Source organism: Crossiella sp. CA198 (genome assembly GCF_052078295.1).
Classification (GTDB): Bacteria; Actinomycetota; Actinomycetes; order Mycobacteriales; family Pseudonocardiaceae; genus Crossiella.
This window is the reverse complement of the sequence record NZ_JBQJIM010000013.1, coordinates 49,922-70,264: the sequence shown is the minus strand read 5'-3', so window position 1 is coordinate 70,264 and position 20,343 is coordinate 49,922. Positions and strand designations below refer to the sequence as shown.

General features: G+C 66.2%; 15 protein-coding genes. 8 read left to right on the top strand and 7 right to left on the bottom strand.

Translation table 11 applies throughout. The annotated features are described in order from the left end of the window. Both ACTOWY_RS22235 and ACTOWY_RS22230 read right to left on the bottom strand, forming a co-directional pair. Window positions 1-543: a hypothetical protein gene (locus ACTOWY_RS22235; protein ID WP_441311582.1), complete on the bottom strand. Its 543-nt coding sequence runs from the start codon at window positions 541-543 to the stop codon at window positions 1-3. Continuing rightward, window positions 540-4,307, bottom strand: a complete 3,768-nt coding sequence (locus ACTOWY_RS22230) for an ALF repeat-containing protein (RefSeq protein ID WP_441311581.1) — start codon at window positions 4,305-4,307, stop codon at window positions 540-542. The genes ACTOWY_RS22235 and ACTOWY_RS22230 overlap by 4 nt, the downstream gene beginning before the upstream one ends. Window positions 4,308-4,489: 182 nt before the next feature. Between ACTOWY_RS22230 and ACTOWY_RS22225 the strand changes: the two genes are divergently transcribed. The 7 genes from ACTOWY_RS22225 to ACTOWY_RS22195 all read left to right on the top strand — a co-directional run bounded on the left by ACTOWY_RS22225 (window position 4,490) and on the right by ACTOWY_RS22195 (window position 14,588). Further along, window positions 4,490-4,954, top strand: a complete 465-nt coding sequence (locus ACTOWY_RS22225; protein WP_441311580.1) for a hypothetical protein — start codon at window positions 4,490-4,492, stop codon at window positions 4,952-4,954. 62 nt (window positions 4,955-5,016) lie between these two features. Beyond that, window positions 5,017-6,708, top strand: coding sequence for an AbfB domain-containing protein (locus tag ACTOWY_RS22220; protein WP_441311579.1), 1,692 nt, complete (start codon window positions 5,017-5,019; stop codon window positions 6,706-6,708). A gap of 132 nt (window positions 6,709-6,840) precedes the next feature. After that, window positions 6,841-7,296, top strand: coding sequence for a hypothetical protein (locus ACTOWY_RS22215; protein ID WP_441311578.1), 456 nt, complete (start codon window positions 6,841-6,843; stop codon window positions 7,294-7,296). A 1,169-nt stretch (window positions 7,297-8,465) separates the two neighbouring features. Further along, window positions 8,466-9,266: a hypothetical protein gene (locus tag ACTOWY_RS22210; protein WP_441311577.1), complete on the top strand. Its 801-nt coding sequence runs from the start codon at window positions 8,466-8,468 to the stop codon at window positions 9,264-9,266. A gap of 128 nt (window positions 9,267-9,394) precedes the next feature. Then, complete coding sequence (locus ACTOWY_RS22205; RefSeq protein WP_441311762.1) at window positions 9,395-11,638, top strand: ATP-binding protein; 2,244 nt, start codon at window positions 9,395-9,397, stop codon at window positions 11,636-11,638. Between the two features lie 227 nt (window positions 11,639-11,865). Next, window positions 11,866-13,194 (top strand): AAA family ATPase, encoded by a 1,329-nt coding sequence (locus tag ACTOWY_RS22200; protein WP_441311576.1) that lies wholly within the window; start codon window positions 11,866-11,868, stop codon window positions 13,192-13,194. Then, a complete protein-coding gene (locus tag ACTOWY_RS22195; protein WP_441311575.1) occupies window positions 13,191-14,588 on the top strand; it encodes a hypothetical protein in 1,398 nt (465 codons plus the stop codon). The genes ACTOWY_RS22200 and ACTOWY_RS22195 overlap by 4 nt, the downstream gene beginning before the upstream one ends. Before the next feature lie 84 nt (window positions 14,589-14,672). Here ACTOWY_RS22195 and ACTOWY_RS22190 read toward each other — a convergent pair whose 3' ends face one another. The 5 genes from ACTOWY_RS22190 to ACTOWY_RS22170 all read right to left on the bottom strand — a co-directional run bounded on the left by ACTOWY_RS22190 (window position 14,673) and on the right by ACTOWY_RS22170 (window position 17,812). Further along, complete coding sequence (locus ACTOWY_RS22190; protein ID WP_441311574.1) at window positions 14,673-15,263, bottom strand: hypothetical protein; 591 nt, start codon at window positions 15,261-15,263, stop codon at window positions 14,673-14,675. A gap of 77 nt (window positions 15,264-15,340) precedes the next feature. After that, window positions 15,341-16,066: a hypothetical protein gene (locus ACTOWY_RS22185; protein WP_441311573.1), complete on the bottom strand. Its 726-nt coding sequence runs from the start codon at window positions 16,064-16,066 to the stop codon at window positions 15,341-15,343. A 4-nt stretch (window positions 16,067-16,070) separates the two neighbouring features. Further along, the gene (locus ACTOWY_RS22180; RefSeq protein WP_441311572.1) at window positions 16,071-16,829 is read right to left on the bottom strand and encodes a hypothetical protein; all 759 of its coding nucleotides are present in this window, start codon (window positions 16,827-16,829) and stop codon (window positions 16,071-16,073) included. Between the two features lie 17 nt (window positions 16,830-16,846). Then, entirely contained in the window at window positions 16,847-17,194 is a 348-nt protein-coding gene (locus ACTOWY_RS22175) for a hypothetical protein (RefSeq protein ID WP_441311571.1), read from the bottom strand. Between the two features lie 105 nt (window positions 17,195-17,299). Next, entirely contained in the window at window positions 17,300-17,812 is a 513-nt protein-coding gene (locus tag ACTOWY_RS22170) for a hypothetical protein (protein WP_441311570.1), read from the bottom strand. 123 nt (window positions 17,813-17,935) lie between these two features. On the opposite strand from ACTOWY_RS22170, the gene ACTOWY_RS22165 reads away from it, so the two are divergent. Beyond that, complete coding sequence (locus tag ACTOWY_RS22165) at window positions 17,936-20,293, top strand: preprotein translocase subunit SecA (RefSeq protein WP_441311569.1); 2,358 nt, start codon at window positions 17,936-17,938, stop codon at window positions 20,291-20,293. Window positions 20,294-20,343 lie beyond the last annotated feature (50 nt).

Here is a 20,343-nt window from a genome sequence, read left to right as displayed (position 1 = left end):
TCAGTATGGGTGGAGTCGCTCCTCGTCGGCTTCCGAGGTGGAGTGGTGATGAATGGTGTAGATGTCACCCACCTGCTTTCCCCGGTCGCTGGCGAAATCTGGATCACGAACCATCCAGATTTCCACTCTGGTCTCTGGAATCCAGAGCGTCTCCAGCTCGGAAAGCTGGTCGCTTCGCACGCGAAGCAGAGTGAGGCCCATGCTGCTCAGCGGTTCAACCAGTGCATCGATGGAGACTCTGTCAGAGAACTTTCCGTAAGTATCGCTGAGAGCTTCGGGCACTGGATCCCAGCCTTCGATGTTCATGCCAAGCTTGTGAATCTTGAGGCTCACAAGGTCGCATGACCACTGGTCGGACGCAGGAAGAAAATCCAGACCTATGAACCCGAAGTCTCTGGACAGACTTTCCTCGGAAAATCGGTTCTCGTCGAACCTGTCACCAAGCTTCTGCGTCCACTCGTCAGGCTTGGAACCCACGCCAAGCCCGAGAACCTCGCCTGAGCTGGCGGCGAAATTCGCATAAAAATCAATCTCGGACATCATGAAAGCTTCATGAGGGCCGCGAGAGTTGCTGCAACCTCAGTGATACGGGATGCGTCATTCATCTTCCATGGGCCCTTCTTGGTGTCAAAACCGTGCCGCATTTCCTTAAGTGCCTCCTGTGCGACGGAGATCAGCTTAGCACGGTCTTTTGCGTTGGTCTTGACATGCTGAACGGCTGCTTCGATCGCTTTATCGTTGGGCACCCTGTTATTTGCCTTGATCGGAAATCCGATCAGGTTGCCCGATTTGTCGACCGTAATCTTGACTTCTGCCCCATCCTTCATGTGGATATGAAAACCCTTGCCAATCCAGTCGGGGTGCAGGACGGGCGTGTGATCAACTGTGAGGCAAGGCTTTCCCTTTCCTCTGGAAGCCGTGGTTGACATTGCGGCAGAAGAAGGGATTGCGCGAAGTGCTCCACCTTCTTCGATCAGGCAGTCGAGGACCTGTGGGCGCTTGCGCTCGCGGGCCTTGTCAATGATGTTGCGGGTTCGTTCGAGCAATTCCTTTGCAGTCTTACTGCGCTCAAGGAAAGAGCCGATACCATCGATGATTCGCTGGATCGCCTTGCCTGCCGAGAAAAATTTCACGAACCCCAGGGCTGCAGTGGCGGCATCAAGCAGCGCCCAGAAACAATCTTCGCCTGTAGTGGCACAACGGACGATGTTTTCAAGACCTAGTGCGCCAAGAAGGATCTTTCCACCGTTTTCGATGATCCAGTCCGCTACGCTCTTGCTGCCATCCGCCAACGCTTGCCGATACTGGTCAACCAGTTCCTGGCCGCCTTCTGCCAACAGGGCAGCCTCGTCGGCTGATGTCGACTCGCCTGCTTGCCGACGATCGGCGTTCTCCTGCCGAGTCGCTCCTTCTTCCAGCCGCTTCTTCTCCGCCGCGATCTGTGCCGCCTCGTTGGCTGCCGCAGAAGCCTCGTCACGAGACTTTCCCGCGGCAATCGCGTCGGCGCGGGCGCGTTCAGCATCGGCACGCGCCGCGGCGGCGTGTGCTTGAGCAGCCGATGCCGAGGCCGCCGCACGAGTTGAAGACCTCGCTGCTGCCGCTGCGTCACGGTTGGCTGCCTCGGCGGCCGCCTTGGCCCTTCGCGCGGAGTCGGCGGCTTGATTCGCCGACTGTTGTGCCTGATCCGCTGAGGATTTCGCCTCGTTTGCGAAGTCTCGTGCTTGGGCAGCGGATGCCTTGGCCTGCTCCGCCCAGCGACGAGCCTCCTCCGCGGCGTTCCGGGCGGTGGCAGCAGCGGCCTGCGCCTCGGCAGCGTTCTGGCGCGCTGTGGCGGCCGCCTGCGCGGCGCGCGCAAGGTGGGCGTTGATTTGCGCGACATGACTTGCCGTGTCGGCATCTCGCTGCTGCGCCTTGGGCAACCCAACCTGGAGGAACGCACGGCGATGCGAGGGAGGACCGCTCAGCGCCGCCTGCGCGGCGGCCTTCACTTCAGGTCCACCGGACGAGATCGCCTGGGTGACCAGGACCTGCTCGTCGTCCTCGCGGGCCTTGTGCTGACCGGTATCCAGGAATACCTGGACATCGGCGGCGGTGCCGTCCAGTGCCCTGCCCGCCGCGGCCTTCACGCCAGGGCCGCCGACGGTCATGATCTGTGTGACCCGGACCCGGTTGTCGTCGTCCTTGCCTGGATACCAGCGATACCGCAGAAATTCCTTCACCCGCGCGTAGCCGGTGAACAGCACGCCTTCTGCGACAAGACGTTCACCTGAGAACTCCGTGGTGTCGGCAATATGACCGACACTGGCACGGTCGTCCTGTTCGGTGGCGACACCCAGGCCGGTGCGAACGAAGTTCACGACGTCAGCATCGGCGCCCACCAGAGCCGCATCGGCTGCGGACCTAACCCAGCCGCCCCCGCTAAGCGCCAGCCGACCCGCCAACTTGCGGCCGTTGATCACCACGGTGACAGCATCGGCGGCAGGATCTTGAGCCGCGGTCAGCAGCCGCTGCGCCTCCGCGTCCAGCCGCGTGACCTCCCCGGCCTTCCACTTCGCATCGACCTGCTTGTCCGCTTCGGCCTGCTTGGCGTCCTCCGCCGCCGCTACGGCCTCGGCCTGTTGCTGGGTCAGGCGTTCGGCGTCGGCCCGCCGGGCGATCTCGGAGATCGTCCGTGCCTTGTCCACTGCGGCCTGGGAGTGATCGGCGGCCTGTTTGGCACCCTCCGCAGCAGCTTGGGCCCGGTCGGCGGCGCCTTCCGCCTCGCCTGCGTGCCGAGCCGCTTCCTCTGCCGCGGTCGCGGCGTTGTCGGCGTGCGCAGCGGCTTGGTAGGCCGCGTCCTTGGCTTCGCGGGCCGCACGGGCTGCTTCACCCGCGATCGACTGGGCTGCCTTGGCCGCGCGGGTGGCCTCAGCGGCTGACCGCTTGGCCTTCTCACTGGCCCGCTTGGCCTGGGCCGCGCTGGCACCGGCGCGCTTGGCGTGCTCGCCTGCCTGATCCGCGGCACCCGCCGCCTCACCGGCGTGCGAACCGGCCTGGCTGGCCGCCGCTGCCGCGTCTCCGGCCGCGGTCGCGGCCCTGCCAGCGGCGTCAGCTGCCTCGCCGGCCAGACGTGCGCTCTTGGCGACGTCGCGGGCCTCCTTGGCCGCCCTGGTCGCCGACTCGGCCTGACCACGGTCTGTCGCTGCCCCCGCCGCCGCGTTGCGTGCCTTTGCCGCGGCCTGCCCGGCCGCTGCCGCCGCCTGCGCTGCCTGGCTCGCCGCGCTGGCCGCGGCGCGGGCGGCCTGGTTGGCCACCGCAGCGGCATTGATCGCGTTCTGCGCCGCGCGAGCGGCCCGGTCAGCCGCATCCGCTGCCCGGCCCGCGGCCTGCGCGGCCTTGGTCGAGGACTCCTGTGCGGCCTTGGTCTCCTCGGCCGCCTTGAGCGCGGCCTCCTTGGCCAGCCGCGCGGCGTTCACCGCCTGGTCGGCGGCTTCTTTCGCGGCCTTGGTCTGTTCCGCGGCCTGGGCACCGGCAATCTGTGCCAGGTCGACGAGTTGGGTGACCGAGAGCGTCTCCTGGTCGCGGGCCGAGGCCACCTGATAGCCAGTGAGCAGGAACTCACGGACATCCTCGTAGCTGCCGTCGAGGGCACGCTGCGCCGCCTTGCGGACCTCGGGGCCACCGGTGCTCAGGATCTGGGTGACCCGGACCCGGTCGTCATCCCCGCGGGCATCGACCTGGCCGACGAGGAAGAACTTGCGCTTGTCCGCAAGGGATCCGTCGAGAGCTTTCTGCGCCGCGGCCTTCACCCCCGGGCCGCCCTCGGTCATGATCTGCAGGATCCGGACTTCGAGGTCGTCCTGGGATGGCTTGCGCCAGCCGGTCGTGACGAAGGCACGGACATCCTCGATGGAGCCGTCCAGGGCCTTCTGCGCCGCGGCCTTCACCCCGGGGCCGCCGGCGGACATCATCTGCACGGCCCGGACCCGCAGATCGTCCTCTTCGGCCTGCTGCTGACCGGTCCGGATGAAGGTCCGAACCTCGTCGTCGGATCCGGTAAGCGCGGCCTCGGCGGCACGGGCCACCCCCGGCCCGCCGGTCTTCATAAGCACCAGCGCCTGCCTGCGCGCTTCGCTGATGTTCGGGTCCGCGGTCTCGGCGCCGGCCGTGCCGGCCGCTCCAGCTCCCAGCGCCACCACTGTCAGCAATGTGATCATCGCTCGTGCTGCGGGCAGCACGAGGCGTCTGACATGCATGAAATTGCCCCCCTTGGCATATGCCTGTCGGCAAGCAATCAAAGTTGCTCGCCGGCAGACGTTGTACTGCATTGCCGGAGGGGACGCAAGGAAGACACTCTTTTGGCGGACAAGGGCGGTGTTACATGTCGTGACATAGGTCATAACGATTTGGTGAGCCGGGTGACTTCTGCCTAGATTGCTGCCGGGGAACCTGGTGGGGCCAGGTGGATCAGTTTTCTTATCGTTTCCACTTTTGCAGGGGGGATGGACCTGTGCGGTCCTTTGTTCGTCTGACTGTTCTTGTCCTGGTCGCCGGATCGGCGCTGGTCGGAGCGGGTTCTACCGCGCTGGCCGAGGACACTCCGCCGCCGATCGTGGAGGACTTCGCCTACCCGGACGCGGACAAGATCTTCCAGGAGAAGGGCCTGCGGCTGTACCGGGGTGACGGCAACATCATCCTGGTGGACTGCGCCGTCGGGGGTGACCCGGTGCGGGTCAAAAGCCGCAACCGCGACGAGTTCTGCTTCAAGGTCCTCGGCCCCAAGGGCAAGTTGACCATGGAACTCGACCAGACCTACGCGATCCGCGGAAACACCGCACACAACGTGAGCGCATTGGTGTGGGTAAACGGCGCGAGCAAGACGGTGACTGTTCCCAAGCGGGAGTGGATCGGAGTCGGCGAAGGCTCCGAACCCGGCAAGCTCGGCGTCCTGCTGGAGATCAACGCATCGGCGTGAGCCGAATAGGGCGTTCTTTCACCGCTTTCTCTTTTTGTAATTCAGTTCAGGGGGATAACTTCATGCCGCGTCCTTCGCAGGGCGGTGGTTGGGCTGCCGGTTCGTTGACGGTGGTCATCGCCACGATGCTGCTGGGTGCCACCGCCGCCAACGCGATCAGCAACGGAACCTCGGCCACGGACAGCGAGTACGCCTTCGCCGCCCGGGTGCACATCGGTGAACAGGCGTGCTCAGGCGCGCTGGTCGACCCGCAATGGGTGGTGACCGCGGCGAGCTGCTTCCCGGGGAACCCACAGGGCACCGGTGTGGCCGCGCCGGAGGGAACGACCGCGACCATCGGGCGGGCCAACCGATTCCAGACCACCGGCCAGGTCGTGCGAGTCACCGAACTCGCGCGGTATGCCGGCCGTGATCTTGTGCTGGCCAAGCTCGCCGACCCGGTCAACGGGATCGCCCCGCTTCGGCTCGCCACCACCGCACCGGTCGCAGGCGAGGTGCTGCGCGTGGCAGGATTCGGCCGCAGCGCGACCGAGTGGGTGCCCGAGCGCCTCCAGTCGGCGCGGTTCGCGGTCGGTGCGGTTGCCCCGGCCACCTTCTCGATCAGCGGGCACACCCCCGCCGAAGCCAGCACCTGCAAGGGTGACTCCGGGGGCCCGGCGTTCCGGGAACGCGACGGCCGGGCCGAGCTGGTCGGCATCAACAGCAACTCCTGGCAGCGGGGTTGCCTCGGCACCAGCACGACCAACAACGGCGCCACCGAGGTCCGCGTCGACGACATCGGCGGCTGGATCACCGAGCAGATCGACAAGGGAAGAAGAGTCCCCGGCGTTGTGCAGAACGCGATCGTGGACTTCCGCGGAGTGCACTCAGGCCGTTGCCTGGATGTGTACTTCGCCAGCTGGGAGAACGACGCCCGCACCGTGATCGCCAACTGCCATGGCCGGGCGAACCAGCAGTGGGAGGTCATCGAGCGCGGCCAGAACCGGTACTCGTTCAAGAGTGTCAACTCCAAGAAGTGCCTGGAGATCACCGGCGGCGCGGGCAACGAGGGCGCACCGGTAGGCCAGCACGAGTGTCGCGGTGACCTGACCCGTCAGGAGTGGGAGTTGTTGCCGGCCAAGGACGGCGCGACCGAACTCCGCAACCGGGCCACCGGCAAGGTCGTACAGCCTGCCGGCTCCGGCACGGGTGAGGGAACCTTTCTGGTCCAGGCGGAGAATCGGCACGCCAGCGACCAGCAGTGGACCGTGCGCGTGGTGAGCAAGGCCCGGCACGACCTGGTCACTCCCGCGCAGCCGAACCGGTCGCTGCGGGTCACCAACCAGGGTCTGCCCAACCGGTACGCCCGGCATGCTCGCGGTGAGGGCTGGATCGACCTGATCGAGGAAGGCAGCCCCGAGTTGGACAAGGCCGATGCCACCTGGCGGATCGTGCCGGGGCTCGCCGACGGCAACTGCTATTCCGTCGAGGCGGGCAACCTGCCCGGCAACTTCCTGCGCCACGCCCAGGGCCGGATCCGGCTGGACCGCAACGACGGCAGTGCGCAGCTCACCGCGGATGCCACCTGGTGCGCCCGGGACGGTCTGGACGGCCGAGGGGTGTCGTTGGAGTCCTGGAACCTGCCGGACCGGTTCATCCGGCACACCCAAGGGCAGTTGTGGTCGGCACGCAATGGTGGCGACCAGTGGTATGAGAACCCGAACTCCTTCGCCGCGGACACCACCTGGGACGTCGTGGAACCGCTCAAGAAGTAGGCTCGCACACGGAAACGAGGGCCCCGGCTACGTGAGCCGGGGCCCTCGTCGTAACTCCTGCGTCCCGCGTTACCTGCTCCGCCATGGCATTCCACGCCGGAGAGCCACTCGCCTTACGCGGAGGAGAAGGTCATGGACAACCAGCTGTACCCGCCCATGTCACCAGGATCGATTGCCGCCGTGCTGATCGGCACCATGATCGGCCTGGTCCTGCTCGCCGCCGCGGCGGTGCTGCTCTGGCGGGCCGTGCACGCCGACCGAGCTGCTCGCCGAACTCGCGAGCAGCTCGACCTGCAGGTGGCCCAGGACGCCTACGAGCGGGGACTGGCAACCGGTCGGATGGGGCAACGCGCACCCGATGACCACCAGTTCCAGTTCGGCAGGATCGTGGACGCGATCAACCAGCTCGGCCGGCAGCTCGACGACCAACAGCACCGGCTGGGACGGCAGGTCAGTGACTTGCAGACCCAGTTGAGCCGGACGGTGGTCCTGGCTGCGGGCAACTCGGCTCGGACCCCGGTACCGCCGCGGCCCGCTCCAGCACCGCAGCCACCGGCACCGACTGGTCCGCCGACCGCGAAATCCTGAACACGCACGATCGGGTGCGTGCCGCAGTTTCCTGCGGCACGCACCCTCCCTCCCCAACCAACCGAGCTGGTGCGCGTTATCTCCCGGGGCATGGAAACAACTCGTTCTCGACCACGCCATCGGACTCGATCACCACGCAGGGCCGGACGCATCGCTGCCTGTGTACTGCTTGTCACGGGTTGCGCCTCCAGCCCGACCACGACCACGCCAGTCACTCCGCACCCGAGCACCGACCCCACCACGCGAACAACATCGTCACCGACCCGCGACTCCGAGCAGATCGAGGGCGAGATCATCCGGCAGCCCCCATGCCCAGGGCGCCTTCACCCCGGGGCTGGAGTTCGTGGACGGAAGCCTGGTGGGCTGGCGTTCGCCGCCTGGCCGCGATCGAGCGCCCGATCGGCGCCGACGACGTCCTCAACGGCATCGCCGCGGTCCCGGACAGGAGCGACTTCCTGTTGACCGGCAAGCACTTCGGGCACCACTTTCTGCGTCCGCTGGCGACCACGAACAAGCTGACGCGACCAAACGGAGCAGAGCGCGTTACCTAGCCAGGCATGCACCGGTCCCTTTCACGTGCCGTCCTCGGCGTAGCCCTGTTACTTCTGCTCGGCTGCACGCCGCCACCATCGCCACAGGCTGTAGCCCGGGTTGTCTCCGACGGAGTGCATCAGCTTGGTTCCGTCGAAGCACGCCTGGCGGCCGCTGCCGCCAACGAGCCGCGTCGCATGGGTTCCGGTGCGGGCGCCTACTTCAGCGCCATCCTGCCCATCGCACAGGAAGGCTGGCGACTTGCGACCCAGCTACAGGAAACCTCGACCGAACACTCCCTGGCGACTGCGCCCGCACTTGATCAACTCGCGCGCGCATACGCCTCCCTGGAGGGTGCCGCGCGCGCAGCAGACCTCCTGGCCTCCCGCCAAGCTCGGCGGGAGATCGCCTCGGCCATGGTCGCCGTCCAGGCCGCAACCCCTCGACTCTCCGGAGCGTAACCAATGTCTACCATCGTCCGATTCCCTTGCCTCAGAACGCTTCTGCTCACTGCCGCCTTGTTGTTGCTGGCTATTGCCAGCCCGGCCGCCGCAGAAACGACAACCCCAGCCGGGCCTACAGTGACTGTGCCCCAACCAGTTCCGCCCGATCGGACTCCTGCGGCCAGCCTGCTGGAAATGCCACTGCCCAAAGTCGGGCTTGGAAACGACTTCGGTCGGTTCGCCGCGCAGCAGGAGGCATACCTGCAACTCATGGCCGCACGGTCCAGCACCGCGCGCCTGACCCCGTTGCTCAATGATGCCCTCCGCGGCCAGGACGCCCGCCGTGCGCAGTTCAACGGTGCGCTGGCCGGGTTCCAAGCCGAAACCGATCTCCTGCAACGCTCTGGTGTTGTCGGACCCGCGGATTCCGTTCTCTCCCAACAAGTCAGGCGCCAACAGTCCGCATCCGCGGATTCGTTGCTGGGCGCGCTGCCCTCCCTGCCTGCACCGAAACTGCCGACCGGCCGCGGTGCTCGGCTGGCCACCAACCTGCTCGCCATGCCGAACCTCGCCGAGTTCGCCAAGGGCCAGGCGATCAATCCGGCCGCGTTCGTCGCTGGCCGCGCTGCCGCGGTCGACGACTGCCGCGGCGCTATCACCGCCCGCGTGCAGGACACGGTGAACTCCGCGGGTAAGCCTGGTGCGGCCGGGCAATGCATGGGCAGCCCGGTCGGCATGGCCTACCGGGAAGCGACACCGCTCGACCCGAGCACCTATCAAAATCGGCTCGACCAGCTGGCGGCCGGGCCACCGCAGACCCTCCTCGACCGCCACCGCGAAGGCCAGGAGAAGGCGAAGCAGCCACCGGCCCCGCCGCGGTTGCCCGAGGAGCTGACCGAGTCGAACTCCTCTTGCCGCAGCCTCGACCAGACCATGGACTACGTGCCGCTGGTCGGGAACCTGGTCGAGCACCTCTGCTTGCTCGCCCTTGAGTGAACATCGACAACTTCGATGGACGTCACCCGATCGGCGAATCATGCCTAGTCAACCAAGTCCGGATGCCCTGTTCGACGTAGCTTCACTACCAGGGAGGGGAGGCCCGAGTGGGGGAGCATTACTCAAACATGCCCGGATCCGGATCGTTCGGAGCTGAGCTGCGTGCCTGGCGAGTCCGAAAAGGACTGTCACTGAGCCAACTGTCCACGTTGGTGCACTACGACAAAGGGCATCTGAGCCGAGTCGAGCGTGGGCTGATCCCGTCGGTCACCGCACTCGCCAAGGCATGTGACACGGCATTGAACGCCGACGGGAAGCTCTACCAGCTCCACGACATCGCTGAGGCCAAGCCGACCGCCGGACCGAAGCCGGCGCAACTTCCGGCCGCGCCAACGACGTTCGTCGGGCGGTCCTACCACCTGGGCCGGATGACCGGCCTGCTCGGAGACGACAAGCATCCTGGTTCGGTGACGGTCGTGGCCATCGACGGCACGCCGGGTGTCGGCAAGACCTCCCTCGCCCTGCGCTGGGCGCACAGCGTCCGCGACCGTTTTCCAGACGGTGTCCTGTTCGCCGCGCTGGACGGGTACGGCCCCGATGCGAGCCCAGCCGCGTCATACGACGTTCTCGAAGGCTTTCTTCGCGCGCTTGGTGTTGCTCCCGACCGAATCCCGGCCGAAGAAAGCCATCGCGCCGCGCTGTACCGCTCCCTGCTGCACCAACGGCGGATGCTCGTCGTGCTGGACAACGCCGTCGACTCGCGACAAGTGCGACCGCTGCTGCCTGGTTCGGAAAGCTGCGTCGTGGTGACCACCAGTCGGCACCGGCTTTCCGGGCTCGTCATCGCCGATGCGGCGGTCTGCCTCACCCTCAACCCACTCAGCGTGGACGAAGCCGCCGAACTCATTCGCTCGATCATCGGTCCCCGCCGCGCCGACACCGATCCCGGCGCCGTGGCCAGCATCACCCAGCGCTGCTCCTACCTGCCCTTGGCGCTGAGGATCGCCGCCGAGCGCCTCGTCGCCCATCCCCAGCTCGCCGTTTCCGAACTGGCCACGGACCTGATCGGAGAGGCTGACCGGCTCAACGTCCTCACCGCTGGTGACGATGACACCCTCGCGCTTCGTGCGGTGTTTTCCTGGTCCTACCGCGCCCTCGACGACAGCGAAGCACGCCTGTTCCGGCTGCTGAGCCTGCACCGTGGTCCGTTCCTGAGCACCGAGGCCGTGGCGGCCTTGTCCGGCGACACCGTGGCCCGCACCCGCAGGCTGTTGACTCGACTGGTCGAAGCCCACCTCGTCGAACAAGCCGGCCCCGGTGCCTACCGACTCCTGGGCTTGCTCCGGCTGTACGCCACCGACCTGGTCGAGGACACCGACACCCACGAGGTCCGCGCGACCGCGGTCAGCCGGCTCGTCCGCTGGTATCTGCATTCGGCCCACTCGGCGTTCCGTGTGCTGACCCCGCATTGCCCGCACCTGAATCTGGGGCCGCCGCGCGACGGACTATGCCCCTGGCGTTTCGCCGACTACAACGAGGCGACGGCCTGGTGCGAGGCTGAACTGCCCAACTTTACCTCCATCCTGCAGGCTGCCCGCCAGGCTGGACTGAACACCGAATGCTGGCAGTTGGCCGTCGCGCTTTTCGGCTTCTTCCTACTGCGGAAGCCATGGGGCATCTGGTTGTCCACCCAGTTGGTCGGGGTGGAGGCCGCGCGTGCGGCCGGCAACGAACTCGCCGAATCGTGGGTGTTGACCAACCTCGGTGAGGCTTGTCGCCAGCAACACCAACTCGACGAGGCGCAGGGCCACTTCGACCGCGCGCTGAACCTCAGCCGTGCCCACCCTGGATCCATCGGATATTGCTGGGGATTGGCGGGCATCGGCTACGTAGCCATGGACCGGAAACAGTACGCCGCGGCATCTAATGCGCTGGCCGAAGCAGTCATGCGCTTCCGGGCCAGCGGCTACACCTACGGTGAGGCGACCGCGCTCGCCGCGCTTGGTGATGCCCACCGTGGCCAAAGCGATCTCGACCGGGCGATGGTCTTCGGCAAGCAAGCGCTGGAACTGTTCCGCTCCCTAGATGACCGCAAGGCCCAAGGTGACACCCTCATCCGGCTGGTCCGCACCGCCACCGCTTGCGGCGAGTTCGCCCAGGCACACGTCTACTGCGCCGATGCCCTGGCCGCCCACCGCGAATGCGGAGACCGCTGGAGCGAGGCCGACGACATCCAGGAAAAAGGCAACATTCTCTATCTGGGAGACGACGATCTACTCGGCGCCCAGAAATGCTGGCGGGCCGCACTGGAAATCTTCGAGGACATCGATAGGTTCAAGGCAACTCAACTGCGAGAGCTGCTGTCGCAATAGACAGCGACGCGCTGCCACACAGTTTCGACTTGTCAGCGGTGCTTGACCTGTTCGGCGCCTGCAGGTCCCCGCACGTGCATTCTGTGGGTGCCCGCCCAGAATCTTGCCGTTGCATTCGATGTGCAACAGTACAACCCTGTCGCAACCGCGCAAAGTTCTAGATAGTTGTCATATGCGTTATCCAGTGCTTCTTCGAGTCAGCAGCCTTGATTCGGCGGAGGATCACCATGAGTGATATCCGCCTGGTTGTCTGCGGCTTGCCCAGCGAGATGGTCGTTATTGGTCTCCAATATTCCAACTTGGAGTGTTACCTCGAACCGGTTGCCGAAAACACCGACCAACTCCGCCTCATGACTGAGGGCGCCGATCCGCTCATTCGGGGCGGCAGACCTTTGGTGTTCGTCATCACCGACTCCGCTGGTCCTCCCGCGGACGTCACCGCCTGGCTGAGCACGATGTCCGCCCAGCCCCCGGAGCACGTGGCGGTTGTGCTCGTGGACACCGGCAAGGGTCGGGACTTCGCCCTGTCGGCTCTTGAGGATCGCGTCACCGTCCACGACTGGGCGGGCGCGGATGCTGAGCCACGCAGCATGTTCGAGACCGTGGCGCACGTCCTCGCCGCCCTGCCTGGAGGTCCTGACTCCGCTCCCACACGTGTCGCGGAGCCGCATGTTCTGGTTGTGGCCGGGACTCGGGGCGGGGTGGGCTGTTCCACCGTCGCGTTCTCGCTCGCGGCCTACCTCGGCACCGAGGCCACCGCGGGCAGGAAGGTCTGCCTCGTCGACCTCGACCTGAGCTGCCCGGCGCTCGCCACCATGACCAACCCGCCGACGAGCAGCCGTCGATCGTTGTTGCTCGAACAGTGCATCACCCTGAATACGATCAGCCAACACGTCACTCCGCTGCCCGCATGGCGAATCGACCTCGTGCCTGGCGCCACCGCGCCGCTGGAGTCCCGGTTCGTCCCGCCGGCCGCGGTAGCGGCGACACTCGACCGTCTCGCCGAGCACTACGACCTGGTCGTGGTGGACGCCGGACGCCTGCGCTGGGACCTTGACGGCCCGGAACGCGCCATCATCGAGTGCGCCAGCCAGATCCTGCTCGTGGCCGACCCAGCACGCGGCCAGGCCAACGGGCTCGCCGACCTTCCCGACACGCTGTGCGGAGCCGCCGGGCATGGCTTCCCGCCCCGGCACGTCGGCCTGGTCTGGAACCGCGTCTCCGTCGCTGACGCCCCGTTCGAGATTCCCACCCTGGACGGCCTCGGATTCGTCGACCTCCAACGTCTGCCGGACATCGGTGACGCCCACGTCCGCGCCGTCGCCGCGGGGGACGCCGCGAGTGTGTTGCACGACAACGCCTCCTGGGCCGCCAGGATCCACCTTCTCGGGGAAGCCGTCGTCGGTCCCGGACACATCACGCCGATCAATTCGGATGTCGCCGATCTCCTACCGACGCTGCACCGCAACGGAACGCCGCGCACGGAGACCAGAGCACGCCGGAAGTTCCTGGCCCGCATCGGGTTCGTGGCACGGGCGTCCGGGGCGGCGTCATGACCGGGACAGTCAACAGCATTGGCCTGACCGAGGTCCGACGGTTGTGCTCAGAGCACGGCGAACTCAACAGGGAGGCGCTCACCGCGTTGGCTCCGATCGCCGCCGACGGCCACCGCGCCCACCTCGTTCTCTACATCGCCGCCCACGCCGCGGACTGGCGTGCCGGCCGCGGCAAACCGCCGGGGTTCGTCATGTTCTCCAAACACACCAAGGAACTCGACTGGGACCTAGCGAAGCGGGCTGCCGACGACCCGGTACAGCGAGCCGAACTCCAGCTGCGCCGGAAGGCCGGGGACTGCGCGACCGCGCATCTGGTGCAGTTGGCCGAGCCGCTCATCGGCCTTGTCACCTGGCAGGTGGCCCGCCCGATGGCAGACCGCACCACGGTGGTCGACCTGGGCGACCTCCGCAACGTCGCCCGCGCCGCCGTCGTCCAGGGCATCTGGGCCTACGACCCGGATCGTTCCTCCGGACCGCGCTACCTCCGGCAGTGGATCGAGGAACACATCCGCCGCGAACTCGCCCCGGCGCAGTACCAGGTCAGCCTGCCGACCCGCGCCTACCAGAAGTTCCAGCGCATCAGCGCCATCCGCGCCACCCTGGCCGAGCAGCACGGCCGGGAGCCCGCTGACGCCGAGCTACTCGCCCACCCGGACGCGAACTTCACCCAGTGCGATTTGGACAACGAACGTACGACCCGCCCGCGCCGCTGCCGGACCGGCCTCGGCCTCAACCTCCCTGCCATAGACGGTGTCCCCGCCATTTCCGAGGCGGCGCCACTCGCAACCCATGACCGCACCGACTCCGAACCCGACGACCCGGAAACCCAGGTGCTCAACACACTCACCGAGTCGCCAACGACGAGCGCCGTCGGCTGGCGTGCCGCTGCGCAGATCCTCCAGCTGGGCGCACAGCAATCGGAGATCCTGGCCCAGCACTTCGGGCTCCCACCCCACGATTCCCTCAACGCCGCCGACCGCTCCGAACAATCCATCGCCACCCGCATGGATCTGGAACAGGCGACGATCCACGTGGTGCTTCTGGAGATCCGGCACCAGTTGGCCGCGCCGGGAGGCCGCCTGCACCACGTCCTGCATCAGCTTCCCGCCGACGCAGTCGAGGAACTGGAGCTGGTCAACTTCAAACAGGCGCTTGGCGACTTGCCCACCGATGCGCGGCCGCCTGGTCCGATGCCCAGAGTGCTCACGATGCGGTTGCCGATCGATCTGCCTGTTCCCAGGGCAGAAGACCAGCACGACAAGCAGATGCTGGTCGTTCGGTACCTGTGCTGGCACTGCGGGTGGACCGGGCGGGAGACCGCATGGCGACGGCGTTTCGTGCTACCGCAGTTGCTATGCCCGGATTGCAGCCGAATCGCCGAGGCCGAACGGTAGAGGCTCTGCTCCACCCAATGATGGGGTCGCCCGACCGGCAGCGCACCAGCGGCAAGGCCCGGCCGCTAACGCGCTGCGGACGGATCAGCGTGGCTGGACCGCGTCGTACAACGACTTGGCCAACTTGCGCAGCGGCCCTCGGCACTGTTCCGACTTCGGATCAAGCGGAGTTTCGCCCGCCCGATAGCGGAAACGGAGTACGGCGTTGCCGTCGAGGATCGTCAGATAGCAGCCGTCGTCGTTGCTGGGACGCTGCCACTTCGCCTGCTCGCCGAACCCCAGATCCCGCACCGCCCCATCGGTGACGAGGTCGGTGTCTTTGGTGAACCTATCCTGGGCAGCGCGCTGGCCCGAGATCACATCGGGTGGGAGCCTGGGATCGTTCGGAACGCTTTGCCACGAGGTCAGTTCCACCGACACCGACGAACCTGTGGGAGGAGTGGCGAATTCGCAGCTCACACCCCGGTAGCCGCCTGCGGAGACATCCTTGTTGTACCGCACGGGCGGCAGGTTGGGAACTTTTCGGGCCAGTTCCTGACAGTTTGGAAACATCGCAACGTACTTGTCCTGGGCAACGGTGGCTGAAGGCGACACCGACGGAGTCACCGACAGGCTCGATAGTGATCCCAGATCCCGTCCGCCGCCACAGGCGGTTGCGACCAGGCTGACCAACACCAGGCTCGCGATTCCTCCGGCAGCACACCGCCCGCGGCCCAGGGACCCGGGAACCTGTCGCGATCTACGGGACGCGCTCACTCCCACGGCACTCCCTTCCACAGTTCTTCTTCCTCCTCGCCGGCGACTGGATCCTGCCGCCGCCTGGGCCGACTGGCCGGGGCCCCCGTAGCGGAGTCGGGTGAGGTGAGACCCGCCGCGGTGAACCCGTCCCATAGGTCCTGCTGCAGTTGACCACCGCGCGCCCGGGAAATCCGTTCGGCGTCCACCGTCAGACCGACGAGAGCGCCGGAACGGACTTGCAGCGTCAGGTATCCGTGTGGGCTGCGAATCTCCAGCACCTGCCCAGACCTGCCGTCATCCTCTGCCCGAGCCTCACGGAGTTGCCGGTCGAGGTTGGCGTGCCTGGCCTCGATCTTGGAGAGCCATTCATCCAGGCCGAGAACACCGTCGGATGCCTCGGTATCGGCGGTGGCTGTCTGTGCCCGGTTCCGTTCCCGTGCCTTGGACTCGACGACGGCGGCGGTCTCCGACGCGCTCATGTAGGTCGTCAACAGGGTGCTGGCGAACTCACCCGCGGGCAGGCGAGTATGCCAGCTGGTGCTCACCTCAAGACGGAGCACCTTTCCTTCCTTGTCGACCGTGATCCACAACGAGTTCGAGGAATCAGCCGCCTTGTACTCATCGGTCGGCTCGGCGGGAAATTCTCGGGCGGGGCCTGCGGGCCGACCGGCACCGACCGTGCTCACCGGCGGCAGGTTCAACTCGGCCAACTTCAGATTGCGCAGCTCTTCTTCCATCATGTGCTCACCTCACCGCCTGCGGCCAGGCGCCATTCGGATATGCTGCCAGATTGTTCTGGATACTGACCGCAGTATGCATGAAACCAATGGCGGATCCGTAGTACTTCGCGGTGTCAGCGAAGACGGAGATGGCGGATTTCACCAGTGTCCCAGCGAATTCACCAGCCTTGCCGAGAGCCTCCAGTGCGCCCACGATAGTGCTCGCGGTCACAAGGGCGGCCACGAACTTGCTGGCAAGTTCGCCAATCTTTTCGGCGTACTTGCTGAGAAACTCGATGTTCGCCTGGGCCACCTTGATCAACCACTCGGCGATGGCGAAAGCCTTGGAATGCGCATCGCCCAACGCCTTCGCCTGCGGCGCGACCACAACCTTCTGGTAGCTCGTGGCCGTGGGGCCGGTCCACCTGTCCAGGTTCCTGTCGACGGGGTCCTTCACCTTGGTCTCCATGTCCGAGACAGGCTTCTGGATCATGATCAGCCAGTCGAAACCGGCCTGAATCAACGATACGATGGGGAAGTGGTGCTTCGTGAACTCCTGCATGGCTTTCAAGAATTTGGCGACGTATCCACGCAGCTCGTCTACTTTGACAATCAGGCCGGTCATAAAGTTCGGCGCCAGGTAGATAAGCGGGTTGTTGTTGATGTTGTCGAGTCCAGCGTTGAACTTGTCCACGAGAAGTTTCGTGGCCTCGTTGGCGAGGCGAAAACTGTCGTTCAATGTTCGGATCAACGCCGGATATTGCGAAGTGTCAGGATTGGTCACGCTGTCCCCCCTGGTTTTCAGAAAACCTCGTTGAGGTCCATCTCGACGATTGCTTCATTCTGGTCGTACGTGTTGGCTATCTTGACCAGTGCGTCACCAATCTCCGAAAATTCAGTTTTCGCGCCACTGAGCAGCTTCTCCATGAACGAGCGGACAGCTTCGTATGAACTTGCCAGCTCTTCTGGTGGCGTGGGCAGATTCAGTGGAAACACCATCAGTGTGATCGGATCGAGCACGAAGAACGCCAGCGGTGAGAGCGTCATTCCACTCGCCGCACTGTGCGCCGGTGCGATTTGTTTCGCGAATTCATCCCACTTGGCCGCCTCTGTGCGAACCGCCGTGGTAATTACCTTGTAACCAGCCATGCGCCCCTCCTCGCCTGTGGTTGCGCCGGTCAGCCTAGCGCAGCAAGGGGAGTCGCACCCCGACTTGGGTGTTTTGCCTGCTGCACGGGAGAAGTGGGGAACCCTTCAAGGTGACTCTGGCTTCCGACACGCCGAGGGCAGTGAGGTGCTGTCTTCATCCGTTTCCTCGGGGTCGGACTTGGCGATGTTGTCCTCCCAAAACTCCCGCACCAATGGTGCGACCACAGTCATGGCGATCTGAATCGCCTCCCCGCGGCTGAACCGGAACCGGCGCCCCAGCTCGGGAGTCCACTTCGCCACGCCCTTCTCCCACAATCCATTACCCATTCGATCGAAGGAAGCGCTGTTGTGCCGCACCGCCCAACACGGTCCATCGGCATCGTCCGTGTCGCACCGGGTGACCATGACCGCCAGCTCCGGTAGATCCTCGTCCGCATCCTCCGGCCACACCGGGAACCGGAACTCAGTGGCGCGAGCGAGCAGCTCCTTGCGGGAGTGCACGCCCGAATCCGACCAGCCGGGCCGGAACCGCACGCTCCACCAGGCGATCAGACCCAGCACGAGGAACCCGGTGATGAAACCTGCGGCGACGATGACGTCGCGGAGTTCTGGAGACATTTCCTGTTCCCTTCAACGGGCCAACACATCCGGTTGACCGCGATCGCGTATCGACCAGACAGGTAACGCACTCCTGCCGCACGGCCCGCACAGCTCCCGACTCACCTGGTTGTGCTGCAACGGATGCTGGAGAAGATCGAGTGCTGGGTTCCGCGGCGATTCCGGGTGATCGCCCGCGACTGCGTCGCCCTCCAGCCCCGATACCGGAGCCGCGCCGACGCCGATCTGACGGCGCGGTACCGGCGACTACGTGAGTTGGCGCACCACCAGCCCCCGACCCACACGCTGCGCCGGTACCTCATGGCGCACACCTTCACCGTTGGCAGAGAAGCAATCCGTCGAACCCTGGGAATCGAGCACCGGCCAGTGCAACTACTCGGCGCCGCCGTAGTCGCACACGGGCACCTCGCCGAGATCGTCACCGGCGAGGGCAAGACGATCACCTTGTTCCTGGCCGCGGCCGTCCATGCCTTGCGCGGCAACGGGGTACACGTCATTACCGCCAACTCCTACCTCGCTGCCCGGGACGCGGCTGCCCTCGAACCCGCCTACCGGCTGCTCGGCCTGACTGTTGCCTCGGTACCTGCCGAAACTCACCGGAAGGCCCGCCGGAGCGCCTATGCCGCCGACATCACCTACGGCACGCTCGCCGACTTTGGGTTCGACCACCTCCGAGACGCTCTGGTCACCGATCCCGCGGACCGGGTGCACCGCGGGCACCACGTGGCGATCCTGGACGAGGCGGACGCGGTGCTCATCGACGAGGCCAACACCTCGCTGATCCTCACCACCTCAACCGACGCCGCGGCCGGCCGCTGGGCATCCGCGCTGGCCGCCGTTGTCCCGCGGCTGACGCCGGTGCTGGATTACCACGGCCGCCTGGGCGAAGGGCAGGTCGGCTACACCGACCGCGGCTGGCGCCGCCTCCACCAGTTCTCCGCTGTCGATCCCGAGGCGTGGCGATCCGCGGAATTTCTGGCCGCCGCACAGAACGCCCTCACCGCGCACCTGCTCTACGAGGTGGGCCGGGATTACATCGTTGACGATGAGCAGGTTCTCCTGGTTGATGTCCACACAGGACGATCACTGCCGGGCCGCCGTCTGGCAACCGGGCTGCATCAGGCACTGGAGGCCAAGGAGAAGTTGCCCGTGCGCGCCGATCCGGTTCCCCGGGCATCGATCAGCGTGCAGAGGTTTCTGCGGCAGTACCGCATCCTCGGCGGGGTCAGTGGCACTGTGATGTCGGAGGCCGCCGAACTCCGCCGCGTCTACCGGCTTCCGGTCACCCGCATCCCGCCGCACCGGCCCACGCGCCGAGTTGACCTGCCGGACCAGCTGTATCCGACCAGCGCCGCCCGGGATCGGGCCCTTGTCGACGAAGTGCTTGCCGCGCATCGGCAAGGGCGACCAGTGCTGGTGAGCATGCCCAGTTGCTCGGCCGCGAGGAACCTGTTCCGGCACCTGACGGCAGTCGGCCTCCGGCCTCGCCTTCTCACCGCCGAAGACGACCAGGCCGAGGCCCAGGTCATCAGCCAGGCCGGTCGAAGCGGCGCGGTCACCGTGGCCACCGGGCTCGCCGGGCGCGGCACCGACATCCGCTTGGGCGGCTCCGACACCGCGGAAGCCCGGCGAATCCGCAGGCTCGGGGGTCTGCTGGTGCTGGCGGCGGGGCGGTCGACATCACCTCGGGCGGACCGTCAGCTGGCTGGCAGGGCCGGGCGGCAAGGAGACCCCGGGACAACAAGGTTCCTGCTCTCCGCCGAGGACGACCTTCTCCTGGACAACGCCTCCACCGAGCTACGCCGCGTCCTCGACGCCCATCCCGGTCACACCGAAACGCCCTTGGTCGGCCGACCGGTTGACCGGCTTGTCCGTCGCGCTCAGGCCACTGCGGACTGGCGGCAGTTCCTTGCACGACGTCAACTCCAGCGCTACGACGAGGTGATCGACCACCAGTGGCAGGCGGTCACCCGCAGCCGCAACCACATCCTGACTGGCGACCTCCACGACGCTCTGCCCACACTCGCGGCCGCGGTCCGTGGGTGGGCGCCGGTCCAGCTCCGCGACGTCGGCGGCCGGATGTGGCCGGCAAGCGCGTTCTGCGGGCCGGATGGTGCCGAAGCCGCGACCCGGGACCGGATCGGGGACGCGCTTGTCCAGCACGGACAACAGGAAATCCGGCAGCGCCTGCTCGCCGTCGTGGCCCAGGCGTGGACCGGCCACCTCCACACACTGCTCGTGCACCAGGACGCCAGCCACGCCGCGGCCTGGCTGCACCTCGACCCGGTCGAGGAGTTCCGCCGAGTAGCGATCAGCAGCTATCAGAACATGATCACCTTGGCCCGTCGTGAACTCCTGCGAACACTCCTGCAGAACCCGTCGCCGCCTGTCCTCCCACTGCGACACCGAGATCGCCGCTGTCGGGGAACTGCACAGAACGAACCTCCGCAGGACCCGCCCTCGCACCGTCCGACCCGATAGCCGTGGCCGCTGGTGCAGGCGATCTGGATGGGTTCGGGCCAGCCTGCGTT